This window comes from Ekhidna sp. (assembly GCF_965247405.1).
In the GTDB taxonomy this organism is placed as follows: Bacteria; Bacteroidota; Bacteroidia; order Cytophagales; family Cyclobacteriaceae; genus Ekhidna.
Map to the genome: position 1 here is coordinate 3643093 of NZ_OZ252014.1, position 12277 is coordinate 3655369.

Annotated in this window: 16 protein-coding genes; 8 read left to right on the forward strand and 8 right to left on the reverse strand. The window is 44.2% G+C overall.

Annotated features, from left to right (window positions below; translation table 11 throughout):
* The first annotated feature begins 83 nt into the window (after positions 1–83).
* Positions 84–572: a T9SS type A sorting domain-containing protein gene (locus ACP14Y_RS16875; RefSeq protein ID WP_424964070.1), complete on the forward strand. Its 489-nt coding sequence runs from the start codon at positions 84–86 to the stop codon at positions 570–572.
* Between the two features lie 11 nt (positions 573–583).
* Positions 584–1693 carry a hypothetical protein gene (locus ACP14Y_RS16880; protein ID WP_424964071.1) on the forward strand — a complete coding sequence of 370 codons (1110 nt, stop codon included), beginning with the start codon at positions 584–586 and terminating at the stop codon, positions 1691–1693.
* A gap of 116 nt (positions 1694–1809) precedes the next feature.
* Here the strand turns inward: ACP14Y_RS16880 and accC are convergent, their stop codons facing one another.
* From accC to pdxA, 7 genes are all read right to left on the reverse strand, one after another.
* Positions 1810–3159 (reverse strand): acetyl-CoA carboxylase biotin carboxylase subunit, encoded by a 1350-nt coding sequence (accC, locus tag ACP14Y_RS16885; RefSeq protein ID WP_424964072.1) that lies wholly within the window; start codon positions 3157–3159, stop codon positions 1810–1812.
* Positions 3160–3171: 12 nt separating this feature from the next.
* Entirely contained in the window at positions 3172–3657 is a 486-nt protein-coding gene (gene accB, locus ACP14Y_RS16890) for an acetyl-CoA carboxylase biotin carboxyl carrier protein (RefSeq protein WP_424964073.1), read from the reverse strand.
* Between the two features lie 66 nt (positions 3658–3723).
* Positions 3724–4287: an elongation factor P gene (gene efp / locus ACP14Y_RS16895; RefSeq protein WP_424964074.1), complete on the reverse strand. Its 564-nt coding sequence runs from the start codon at positions 4285–4287 to the stop codon at positions 3724–3726.
* Positions 4288–4310: 23 nt separating this feature from the next.
* Entirely contained in the window at positions 4311–5309 is a 999-nt protein-coding gene (locus ACP14Y_RS16900; protein ID WP_424964075.1) for a beta-ketoacyl-ACP synthase III, read from the reverse strand.
* A gap of 11 nt (positions 5310–5320) precedes the next feature.
* Entirely contained in the window at positions 5321–5512 is a 192-nt protein-coding gene (gene rpmF / locus ACP14Y_RS16905; RefSeq protein ID WP_089356102.1) for a 50S ribosomal protein L32, read from the reverse strand.
* A gap of 24 nt (positions 5513–5536) precedes the next feature.
* On the reverse strand, positions 5537–6049 hold the full coding sequence (locus tag ACP14Y_RS16910; RefSeq protein ID WP_424964076.1) for a YceD family protein: 513 nt from the start codon (positions 6047–6049) through the stop codon (positions 5537–5539).
* A 67-nt stretch (positions 6050–6116) separates the two neighbouring features.
* Positions 6117–7160: a 4-hydroxythreonine-4-phosphate dehydrogenase PdxA gene (pdxA, locus tag ACP14Y_RS16915; RefSeq protein ID WP_424964077.1), complete on the reverse strand. Its 1044-nt coding sequence runs from the start codon at positions 7158–7160 to the stop codon at positions 6117–6119.
* Positions 7161–7231: 71 nt separating this feature from the next.
* Between pdxA and rsmA the strand changes: the two genes are divergently transcribed.
* The 6 genes from rsmA (at position 7232) to ACP14Y_RS16945 (ending at position 11715) form a co-directional block, all read left to right on the forward strand.
* Positions 7232–7990, forward strand: a complete 759-nt coding sequence (gene rsmA / locus ACP14Y_RS16920) for a 16S rRNA (adenine(1518)-N(6)/adenine(1519)-N(6))-dimethyltransferase RsmA (RefSeq protein ID WP_424964078.1) — start codon at positions 7232–7234, stop codon at positions 7988–7990.
* Position 7991: 1 nt separating this feature from the next.
* On the forward strand, positions 7992–9356 hold the full coding sequence (gene mgtE / locus ACP14Y_RS16925) for a magnesium transporter (RefSeq protein WP_424964079.1): 1365 nt from the start codon (positions 7992–7994) through the stop codon (positions 9354–9356).
* Positions 9353–10291 (forward strand): NAD(P)-dependent oxidoreductase, encoded by a 939-nt coding sequence (locus ACP14Y_RS16930; protein WP_424964080.1) that lies wholly within the window; start codon positions 9353–9355, stop codon positions 10289–10291. Before mgtE ends, ACP14Y_RS16930 begins: the two co-directional genes overlap by 4 nt.
* A gap of 293 nt (positions 10292–10584) precedes the next feature.
* Positions 10585–11055, forward strand: a complete 471-nt coding sequence (gene greA / locus ACP14Y_RS16935) for a transcription elongation factor GreA (RefSeq protein WP_424964081.1) — start codon at positions 10585–10587, stop codon at positions 11053–11055.
* Positions 11055–11453 carry an HIT family protein gene (locus ACP14Y_RS16940; protein WP_424964082.1) on the forward strand — a complete coding sequence of 133 codons (399 nt, stop codon included), beginning with the start codon at positions 11055–11057 and terminating at the stop codon, positions 11451–11453. Before greA ends, ACP14Y_RS16940 begins: the two co-directional genes overlap by 1 nt.
* 82 nt (positions 11454–11535) lie before the next feature.
* Entirely contained in the window at positions 11536–11715 is a 180-nt protein-coding gene (locus tag ACP14Y_RS16945; protein ID WP_424964083.1) for a hypothetical protein, read from the forward strand.
* 5 nt (positions 11716–11720) lie between these two features.
* Here the strand turns inward: ACP14Y_RS16945 and ruvC are convergent, their stop codons facing one another.
* The gene (ruvC, locus tag ACP14Y_RS16950) at positions 11721–12275 is read right to left on the reverse strand and encodes a crossover junction endodeoxyribonuclease RuvC (RefSeq protein ID WP_424964084.1); all 555 of its coding nucleotides are present in this window, start codon (positions 12273–12275) and stop codon (positions 11721–11723) included.
* Positions 12276–12277 lie beyond the last annotated feature (2 nt).

Here is a 12277-nt window from a genome sequence, read left to right on the forward strand (position 1 = left end):
TTATTCCAAAGAGATAATGCTCTAAAACCAAAAATACCCCTAAATAGGTATTTCGGCTCACCGCAATATTCAATTATTTTATCATGATAATTGAATACATCATGAACAAACAGTTTTTAATCCTGATCACATGTGGTATATGGGCTTTTGATCTCAGTGCGCAATTGACTATTTCATCACAAGGAGATTCATACACCAGTGAAGGTGCGACAATTGATTTTACCCTTGGAGAGCTTGTCATTCATTCCATATATGGGGAGAGAGGTTACGTCACACAAGGCTTTCACCAATCGACATTGTCAGTTACAGAAGGAGCGTTGGGCTCTCAGCAAGCTCATGAAATAGATGTCTTCCCCAATCCATCAGTAAATGTTTTGTACATCAAAAGCAGTGACTATGAGCATGTTACATTCAGGCTTTACGATTCCCAGGGAAAAATTATACTTCAGAACAAACTTACCGGGCCTCAAACTCAGGTTCAGATCCATGAACTAGGTGCCGGGATGTACTCCCTGATTTTGCAAAGTGGATCATCAATCATTAAAAGTTTTAAACTCATTAAGTCTTTATAATCAAATCAAACATGAATAGTAATACACCGAGAACTCTTAAAGCAACATCATTTCAAAAGAAATTTTTTTGTTTAGTTGCCATAGTATTTTCGTTAAGCACTTTTGGTCAAGCCCCCGATGGCTTTAAATACCAGGCAGTCGTTCGGGACAGTGATGGAGCTCCAATTGTCAATGAGACAGTGGGCGTTAAGATAGCGCTGCTTCAGGGAACAGCCAGTGGGACATCTGTTTATTCTGAAACATTTTTGCCAACCACCAATGCACATGGATTGGTCAATATAGAGATTGGAAGTGGGGCAACAAGCTCCGATTTTTCATCGATAGATTGGGCAAACGGGCCTTATTTTATTGAGACCTCCATTGATCTTTCAGGTGGAACTGACTATGATATCATAGGAAGCAGCCAGCTCCTAAGTGTGCCTTACGCTTTGCATGCTAATACGGCGGAGAGTGTCGTTACAGATTTGGTAGATGATGCTGACAATGATCCAGCAAATGAAATTCAAACGATAAGTAGAAGTGGTACCACAGTATCATTAAGCAATGGAGGTGGATCTTATACAGATAGTGTAGGGGTTTATACAGCAGGAACTGGAATTGATATAGTTGATAATGTAATTAGTGTGACTGAGGGAGAAGCTGAACATTATGTGGGTGAGTTTTTCGATGGAGGAATAGTAATACATGTAGATCATACCGGGCAGCACGGCTTGATTATGAGCCTTGAGGATTTAAGCACTTCAGCTCAAGCCGGTACATTCTCATCGAACTCTCCCTGGGATGGGGCATCAAATACAGCGGATGCTCTGGCTGGTTCAGCAGCTGGTTCAGGAGTAGTCCTTTGTTCAGATTACAGCGCAGGTGGATTCACAGATTGGTATTTACCATCAAGGGACGAAATGCGAATTATCGTAAATAATCTTTATGAAGTGAATAAAGCACTTGATTCTGATGGAGACCCGCTTACTACAATAATTTCCGAGGGACTTTATCACACATCGTCACATAAATCGAGCTCAGGACATTACTATTACAACTTCACACTTAATAGCGGGTACCATTATAACAATGGCGGTTCAGAATCTGCGAATGGATATATACGAGCCGTAAGAACATTTTAGAATTTTAATCAGCCCAAACAAAAACCCCTCACCATTTCCAGTAAGGGGTTTCAATTCCCCTCCTGGGAGCGGTTCGACGGCTCAAGGATAGGGGTGGGTTCAAAGACCCATTTATTTTACTTCTTCAGCACACTGAAGTCCCAGGTATCCAGGTACTTCGTGGTGAAGTTTCCGGATTTGAACGCTTCATCGTCCATCATAGCCAGGTGGAACGGAATCGTGGTTTTGATGCCTTCAATAACCGTCTCTTCCAGTGCACGCTTCATTTTAATAATAGCTTCCTCTCTGGTCTGTGCACTCACAATCAGCTTACCGATCATTGAGTCGTAGAACGGAGGGATCACATAGCCAGCATACACGTGGCTATCGATACGCACTCCATGTCCACCAGGGAAGTGCAGGTTCGTGATCTTGCCCGGGCTTGGTCGGAACCCATTCGCAGGATCTTCCGCATTGATTCGCACCTCAATCGAGTGAAGTTGCGGATAGTAGTTTCGTCCGGAGATTGGCTCGCCGGCTGCTACTTTGATCTGCTCTTTGATCAGGTCATAATCGGTTACTTCTTCCGTGATCGGGTGCTCTACCTGGATACGTGTATTCATCTCCATGAAGTAGAAATCACCGTGCTTATCCACTAGAAATTCCACGGTTCCAGCGCCTTCGTATTTAATGGCTTCTGCACCTTTGATCGCCGCAGCTCCCATCTTCTCTCGTAGTTCTTGCGATACGATAGGGGAAGGGGTCTCTTCGATCAGTTTCTGGTGTCTTCGCTGGATGGAGCAATCTCTTTCCGAAAGGTGGCATGCCTTACCTCGGTTATCACCCACAATCTGGATTTCTATGTGACGTGGCTCTTCCACAAATTTCTCCATGTACATCCCGTCGTTACCAAACGAAGCAGCCGCTTCCTGACGGGCACTGTCCCATGCTTTCTTGAATTCTTTCTCTTCTTTGATGAGGCGCATCCCTTTACCACCACCACCGGCAGTTGCTTTGATCATTACCGGGTAGCCTATTTCTTTCGCCAGGCTCATTCCTTGCTCTGCAGATTCAAGCAATCCTTCAGATCCCGGAACAACAGGAACACCGGCAGCAATCATGGTTGCCTTGGCAGTTGCTTTGTCTCCCATCTTGCTGATCATTTCCTCACTCGCACCGATGAACTTAATATCGTTCTCGGCACAAACTCTGGAGAATTCAGCATTCTCAGATAGGAAGCCATATCCCGGATGAATCGCATCTGCGTTCGTTACCTCTGCAGCAGCAATGATATTAGGGATTTTCAGGTAAGAATCCTTTCCCGCAGCAGGCCCGATACATACCGCCTCATCTGCGAAGCGAACGTGCAAACTATCAGCGTCAGCTTTGGAGTATACAGCCACCGTTTTGATGCCCATCTCCTTACACGTACGAATGATACGTAAGGCGATTTCACCACGGTTGGCAATCAATATCTTGTTAAACATAAGCGCTATGTTTTAAGATGGATCAACTAGGAAAAGTGGCTGATCGTATTCTACAGGTTGCGAATTGTCAACCAATACCTTTACGATTTTACCAGACACTTCTGATTCAATTTCATTGAATAGCTTCATCGCTTCGATGATGCAGACCGGATCGCCTGCTTTTACTGAGCTTCCAACTTCTACAAACGAAGGAGACTCAGGGTTTGGTGAACGATAGAATGTACCGATCATTGGAGATTTAATTTCTACAAGGTTGCTATCACCAGCAGGAGCATCACCGCCACTGTCAGCAGCCGGAGCTGGGGCTGGTGCCGCCTGAGGAGCTGCCGCTGGTGCAGCAGGTGCCGGGGCAGGAGCTGCCGCAGGTGCAGATGCTATTACATGCTGTTCTGCACTACGCTTGATGCTTACCTTAAAATTATCTGTCTCGATATTCACTTCTTCCAGTCCTGACTCGGAGAGGAAATTGATCAATTCTTGAATTTCTTTCGCCTTCATAGGTTAATTGTTGATTAAAAAATCTTAAGAACTAAGGTAATTAATTTCTTTCAGGGAAGCAGGGATTTATTTTACCCGTTCCACATAGGTGCCGTCCACGGTATTAACTTTAATTACTTCATCCTGTTCGATGAACATCGGTACCTGGATCGTGGCGCCTGTTTCTACCACTGCATTTTTAGTGGCGTTGGTAGCTGTGTTACCTTTCACGCCCGGATCAGCCTGAGTGACCGTCATCACTACATGCTGCGGAAGCTCACATCCCAGTATTTTTTCTTCTTCGGCATGGAAGAGAATCTCTACTTCCTGCCCATCTTTCAAAAACTTAGGAGCGTTGATCAGGTCTTCTTCGATGGCAACCTGCTCGTACGTGTTGGTATCCATGAAGTGGTGGCCCATATCATCTTTATAGAGGAACTGGTAAGGTCTTCGCTCCACACGTGCAGTAGTGATTTTATGTCCGGCAGAAAAGGTATTATCCACCACTTTGCCGGTTCGAATGCTTTTTAGCTTGGTTCTTACAAAAGCAGGACCTTTGCCCGGCTTTACATGTTGAAACTCCACTACACTATACAGATCGTGATTAAATTCTATCACCAATCCGTTTTTGATATCTGATGTAGTTGCCATGAATATTAAGCTTAGTTAGTTGATTATTTTGGATCGTATGCCCACTTCACCCAAATGGATCCCCAGGTAAATCCGCCACCAAAGGCAGCAAGAATCAGGTTGTCACCTTTTTTGAGTTTGCTTTCATAATCCCACAAACAAAGTGGGATAGTGCCACTCGTTGTGTTGCCATACTCAGCGATATTGAGCATTACTTTTTCTTCTCCAACACCCATTCGATTGGCGGTTGCATCGATGATTCGCTTATTGGCCTGATGAGGGACAAGGTACGCTACGTCATCAGCAGTGAGGTTATTTCGTTCCATCACCTGGGCTGCTACGTCTGCCATGTTCTTTACAGCAAACTTGAAAACCGTTGAGCCTTCCTGATAGGCAAAGTGCTCCCTGTTCTTCACTGTTTCTTCTGAAGCAGGTCGTCTACTTCCTCCGGCCTTCATGTGAAGGAAGGGCTCGCCTGAACCGTCAGATTTCAGGATGGAATCTTTGATGCCAAAATCCTCTTCAGTGGGTTCCAACATCACCGCGCCAGCTCCATCACCGAAAATAATGCACGTTGCACGATCAGTATAGTCTACGATGGAGGACATCTTGTCTGCCCCAATCACTACCACCTTTTTGTATTTGCCGGTCTCAATGAATTGTGAGCCTGTAGCCAGTGCATAAAGAAATCCGGAACAGGCCGCCTGAATGTCATAGCCAAAGGAGTTAACCGCTCCTACTTTATTTGCTATGATGTTGGCAGTAGCCGGAAAAACTAAATCCGGAGTAGTCGTCGCACAGATAATGAGATCAATCTCCTCCGGATTGGTGTCGGTTTTTTTCAGTAGTCCCTCCAGGGCCTTAACAGCCATAACAGAGGTACCCTGGTTTTCACCTTTTAGTATGTGTCTCTTTTTGATGCCTGTTCTTGTGGTGATCCACTCATCGTTGGTGTCCACCATTTTCTCAAGATCCTTATTCGTGATTACGTCCTCAGGTACGTACCCTTGAACGCCGGTAATCGCTGCGTGAATGTTAGGCATCTGAACTTAGCTTAGGCTAGTACTTCTTTCTCCATCACTACTTTACCTTTATAGTAAAGTTTGCCTTCGTGCCAGAAGGCTCTGTGTGGAAGGTGAGCTTCACCGGTAGTCGGGCAAATCACAAAGCTCTTTGGAGTTGCTTTGTAATGCGTTCTTCTCTTGTCTCTTCTGGTTTTGGAAATTTTTCGTTTTGGATGCGCCATCTTCTTTCTCTATCTAAATGTTTCTTATTTCAATTTTTTTAGGGCTTCCCATCGTGGGTCTGTGCTGTCCTCTTGTGATTGCTCGTCTGTGTCGGAGATGTAAATCATCTCGTCATCTTCTGAGTCGTTCTGGAATTTAGGATGAAGTTTTTTCATCGGTACTTCCAGACTGATGGATTCATACAAAAACGTAGAAATGTTTATTTCCTGCTCTCCTTTTAGGATCACAAAAACATCTTCACTTAGCTCTTTCTCCTCATCCCCATACTTATAGATAATTTCTTTTTCTACGGCGATCGGGTAGTCGAAGAGCTCCAGACTTCTGTCACATTCCAGTTCAATGGTTCCTTTGATCGTTAAATCAACGGTGATCATTGCGTCTGTTTTTGTCAAAACCACATCACAAGTGCCTTTGCCCTTGCTCACCAGGCTGTTTTCGAAATGCGAGAAGAAATCGTCATCAAACGTGAAATTGAAGTCGTGAGTGCTGTTACTCAGGCCAAAAATTTCAATCTTATACGCTTTCAAATCCTTCATTTCCGTCCACTTCCCGGTAAAGACCCGCAAATTTAGATAGAATCCAAGTACTAGAAAAGGTTATTAACTACTTTTCATCACCACTTTCGAAGTGGTTCTCTTTTCGCTGACGGATGACGTCATTGGCCAGGTAGAGCGCATTGCGGAATGAGGTCTCATCAGCTTCTCCTTTCCCTGCTATAGTAAAGGCGGTTCCATGATCCGGAGAGGTACGGACGAAAGGCAATCCTGCCGTGTAATTAACCCCCTCCTCGAAGGCCAGAGTTTTAAACGGAATGAGTCCCTGATCGTGATACATGGCCAAAACTCCATCGTACTGTTTGTAGGAGCGCATACCAAAGAATCCATCAGCAGGAAAAGGGCCAGCAACAATATGGTGGCCTTTTTTTACTTCGTCGATAGCAGGAATAATCACCTGCTCCTCTTCATCACCCAGTAAGCCGTTTTCTCCGGCATGTGGATTAAGTCCCAGTACAGCTATTCGTGGTTTCTTGATGCCAAAGTCTTTTTGCATGGACTTGATCATCTTTTGAAGTTTCGTGACGATCTTTTCCTTGGTCACTTTCTCACTCACATCTTTTAAAGGAATATGACCTGTCACTACTCCTACACGAAGTGCATCATGTACTAAAAACATGAGGCTGTCAGTTTCCCCGGCTTCCTGTGTGAGATATTCGGTGTGTCCCGGAAATTTAAATTCATCTGATTGCACCAGGTCTTTGGCTAATGGTGCGGTTACGATCGCATCAATCTTTTCTTCTTTCAGATCTGCCACGGCTTTTTGAAGAGAGAGTACCGCATACTTACCTCCGGTTTCGTTCGCTTGGCCGGGGTTGATTTCGATTGTTTCATCCCAGACATTCAGTACGTTCACTTTTTTATGAGCCACCTTATCAATACTGGAAATCTGCTGATAGTTAAAGCTTTCTTTATCCAGCCCTTTGCGATAATATGAGATCACTTTGCCTGAACCGTAGATGACCGGTGTGAATTGTTTCAGGATTCGATTGTCCTCTAAGGATTTGATAATCACCTCAGGCCCAATGCCATTGATGTCTCCGATGGTGATTCCTATAACAGGTTTATTTTTTTTGCGTGATGATTCACCCATTTGCAGTGTACTTTTATCAAATCGGAAGTTATTCAGAAAATTTCGGGTCAATAATATAAACAGCGAATAAGTTGGCAAGCGTAAAACCCAAAAAACATTTAGGTCAGCATTTTTTGAAGGATGAAAACATCGCAATGAAAATTGTGGAGGCGTTGAAGAACGAGAGCAACCTGCCTGTCCTGGAAATTGGTCCGGGTACCGGAGTGCTTACGAAGTACTTATTGGAAAAACCGGAGTTTGATTTTTACGCATTGGATGTCGATACGGAATCAATCGATTACCTAAAAAAGGAATACCCGGAGAAAGGTGATCGTTTTCTCTTTCAGGACTATCTAAAATATGATGTGCCATTCGATCACTTCAATGTGATAGGGAATTTTCCTTACAACATCTCCTCACAGCTGTTCTTTAAAATATGGGATGATCGGAATCAGGTGGATGAAGTGGTTTGTATGATCCAAAAAGAGGTGGCGGATCGTATTTGTGCCAATCATGGGAATAAAACATATGGTATACTTAGTGTTCTGCTTCAGGCTTTTTATCAAATCGAATATTTATTCAAAGTACCGCCCGGGGTTTTCAATCCTCCGCCTAAAGTTCAATCGGCTGTGATCCGTTTGAAACGCAATAACACTAAACATTTACCCTGTGATGAGCAACTGTTTAAACGTGTGGTGAAGTCCGGGTTTGGGAAGCGCCGAAAGACCTTGCGCAACGCCCTAAAAGACCTAAATTTGTCGGATGCTGTAAAAGCTCTTCCAGTCATGGATCAGAGGGCGGAGCAGTTGTCCGTTCAAGAATTTATCTCGCTTACAGAAAAAATCGCCTGATATGGAAGCAGTGATGACGTTTGAGCTTTCGGTTGAATTTAAAGATCGATTCCAGCAAGCCCTAGATGAGCAGGATACTGCCTTCATTCAATCTACGCTGGATGGCGTCAATCCGGCGGATATTTCTGCATTGCTTGATGAGTTCGATTCCGTAGAATGCAAATACGTTTTTGACCTGCTGCCTGTAGAAGTTGGAGCACGCATCCTTGAGGATCTGGAGGAAGACGTTCGAGAGGAATTCCTGAAAGAATTTTCTGCCAAAGACCTGGCTTCATTCCTGGAGCTGATGGATTCAGATGACGGTACAGACATTCTCTACGAAATGGGTGTGGCCGATCGAAATGAAGTTATTCGTCAGATCGTGGATGAGGAGAAGGCTTCTAACCTCATGGAGCTCTTGGAGTATGATGAGGACGTTGCAGGTGGACTGATGGCGAAAGAGCTGATTAAAGCTAATCTGAACTGGAGCATTTCTCAGTGCATTGATGAGATCAGGATGCAGGCTGAGAATGTACAAAAGATCTACTCAGTGTATGTAGTGGATGATAAAGAAAACCTGCTTGGAAAGGTGGGAATCAAGAACCTGATTCTTGGCAAAGGAGGCGCCAAAGTTGCCGATATCTACGATGATCAAATTGTTTCTGTGGAAACGTCTACATCGGAAGAGGAAGTAGCGAGCATTATGCAGAAGTACGATTTGGAAGCTGTCCCTGTAGTAAACGCCCGTGGACGATTGGTTGGCAGAATTACGATTGATGACGTCATTGACGTGATCCGTGAGATGGCAGATGAAGAACGACAGCTGATGACTGGGGTGAGCTCTGATGTAGAGGAGGACGATACGGTCTGGAAAATTTCACGTGCACGGCTACCCTGGCTGATCATTGGAATGGCTGGTGGTCTTGTGGGTGCACAATTCCTCGGTTTTTTTAAAGAAGAGATAATCATTGTTCCGGCACTGGCTTTTTTCATACCGCTGATCACGGCATCTGGCGGTAATGTAGGGATTCAATCCTCATCCATTGTGGTGCAGAGCCTGGCTAATCCAAATGTGTTTGCAGACAGCATGTGGAAACGATTATTAAAAGTATTTATGGTTGCAATTGTCAATGGAGCCATTCTATCCCTGATGGTTTTTGGTGCTGTTATACTTTTTATGCGTGAGCAGCCTTTGGCGGCTACTGTAGCCATCGCATTGTTTTCAGTGGTGCTGCTGGCCTCTTTCATGGGAACAATCACTCCACTTTTGCTCAATCGGTTCGGGGTAAATCCGGCCCTGGCTTCCGGTCCGTTTATTACCACAACGAACGATTTATTGGGTTTGGCTGTCTATTTCTCGATAGCGCACCTATTATATAATCTATGAGCACGAAAAAACGCATCCTCATCGCTGATGACATGCATGAATGTATCCTTCCTTTACTCAAGGAACAGGGGTATGATCCCGTGTACCTGCCGGTTATTGATAGAGAAGGAATCTTGAAAATCATTGGAGAGTTTGAGGGCTTGATCATTCGAAGTAAAACGGCTGTCAATAAAGAGCTGGTAGATACCGGGGTGAATCTCAAGTTTGTTGCACGGGCAGGTGCCGGAATGGATAAGGTAGATGAAGATTACCTGAATGAGAAAGGAATCAAAGCCATCAATGCGCCTGAAGGAAACAGAGATGCGCTGGGGGAACATGCTATGGGGTTGCTTCTGTCTTTGCTTCACAGGATTTCATCTGCACATCAGGAGGTTAAAAATCATAAATGGGATCGGGAAGGTAACCGAGGCATAGAACTGAAAGGGAAGGTCGTTGGCATCTATGGTGTTGGAAATATGGGAATGTCCTTTGCTCAAAAACTACGAGGATTTGATTGTGAGATCATAGGCTTTGACAAATTCAAAGGAGCGTTTGAAGGTGGATTCATAAAAAACGTCGAGCTGGATGAGTTGATGGAGCGAACGGAAATTTTAAGTCTACATATTCCACTTAACAGTGAGACCAGGCACCTCTTTGATGAAGCATATCTCCGAAGATTCAAGCGGATGAAGGTTTTATTGAATACAGCAAGAGGAGAAATCCTGAATACTTCTGCCCTGATCAAACTGTTGGATGATGGTACCCTTTATGGAGCAGGACTTGATGTATTGGAAAATGAAAAACTGGCTGGTTATACGGATCAGGAAAAGGAACAATTGGATACGTTAACTTCTTATTCAAATGTCCTTATTACACCTCATGTGGGTGGCTGGACATATGAGTCCTACCAACGCATCAGTGAGGTGATTGCTCAGAAAATCAAAGACGAGCTTTAGTGTGAATTTTTTAGTGTGCTTTTTCGAATTTCAAATCGGAAAAATAATGAGATCGAGACGGTTCACCGCTGCGATTATAAATCTCGGTCAGTAATCGAAAAGTCCTACTATTCCCTTCCTTGGAGGGGTAGGGGTGGGTTATTGAGGTTTACTCCTATTACACCTTGAATTAGTGTGAATTTTGTGTTTGAGGGGCAAATTCTATATATATTTGCAACATCGAAATAAGAAAAGACGAGGAAACGGCTTCATTGTGAGGCCGTTATTTTTTGTTTAAAGGGGTTAGAACAATTATGGCAGTTAATTACTATACGAAAGAAGGTCTCGACAAACTCAAAGCAGAGTTAAACGAACTGAAGACCAAGGGAAGAGCAGATATGGCAAAGCAAATTGCCGAAGCTCGGGACAAAGGTGACTTGAGTGAAAATGCTGAATATGATGCAGCAAAAGAAGCTCAGGGGCTATTGGAATTGAAGATTTCCAAGCTGGAAAAGGTAGTTGGAGATGCACGTATAATTGATGAGTCATCCATTGACACCTCTAAAGTCTCCATCCTTTCCACGGTGAAGATCAAAAACAAGAAGAACAACATGGAGGTGAAGTACCAGCTGGTAGCCGAAGAGGAGGCAGACCTGAAGAATGGTAAGATCTCCGTGCAATCACCTATCGGTAAGGGCCTTTTAGGTAAGAAGAAGGGTGAGAAAGCAGTCATCAAAGTGCCTGCCGGAGACATGGAATTTGAAATCCTGGACATCACAGTCTAATGGCTAGTATTTTCACAAAAATCATAGAGCGAGAGATTCCTGCGCACATTGTGGCGGAGGATGAAAACTACCTCGCTTTTTTAGATATCAATCCGCTGGTGGAGGGTCACACCCTGGTGATACCAAAGAAAGAAGTGGATTACGTGTTTGATCTGGATCATCAGACGCTGGCTGGATTATTCTCTTTTTCAAAAGGAGTAGCCAAAGCGATTGAGTCAGTGATTCCATGTGAGCGAATCGGATTGACAGTGATGGGGTTGGAAGTTCCACATGCTCACGTTCACCTGATTCCAATGCAAACGATGGACGACATGAACTTTGCCAATATGAAGCTTTCACCAAGCAAGGAAGAGATGGAAGCGACTGCTAAAAAGATCAGGGAAGCTTACGAGAAGTAGAGATTGGCAGTCGGTATTAAGATTTTAGACCCACCGAAAGGTGGGTTTTTTGTTTTAAAGCCGCCACATTAACTTACTCTCTATGCATGAAGATATGATCAAAAAAATAGATGAGGTTCGATCACTGCTAACCGACCCGGAAGACTTTGACAAGATAGTTGCCAAATACGAAGTTGACCCCTCTGAGGAAACTCTAAGGGCGGTTATTGATCAGATGACCATTGAGATTGCTAAAGGTCGTGTGAAGGGTATGAAAAAATGAAGAACTCACTTCACACGCCCCGGATTATCCGCGATAAACGACTTCCAGCTTTTCTTTCCACCACTTGGGATGCCTGACTTTGAAGAATAATGATGGCAGATAGCAACAGCCAGTGCATCAGTGGCATCCATCAGCTTCGGGGCATCTTCAAATTTCAATAACGTTTGGATCATGTTTGCCACCTGCTCTTTGCTGGCATTCCCATTTCCGGTCACAGACTGCTTCACCTTTTTGGGGGCATACTCATGAATGGGCATATCTCGATTCAGTGCGGCAGCCATGGCCACTCCCTGTGCACGACCCAGTTTTAGCATGGACTGAACATTCTTTCCAAAGAAAGGGGCTTCCAGTGCCACCTCATCCGGCAGATATTCTTTAAGGAGTTCAGTGACGCGCTCAAATATTTTCTTGAGCTTTATCTCGTGATTTTTATACTTGCTGAGATGTATGACCCCAAACTGGATGACGCTCATTTTCTCACCTTTGCAGTGGATCAGCCCATATCCCATTACATTCGTGCCCGGGTCTATTCCTAAAATGATTCGCTCTTTAATCGCCACAG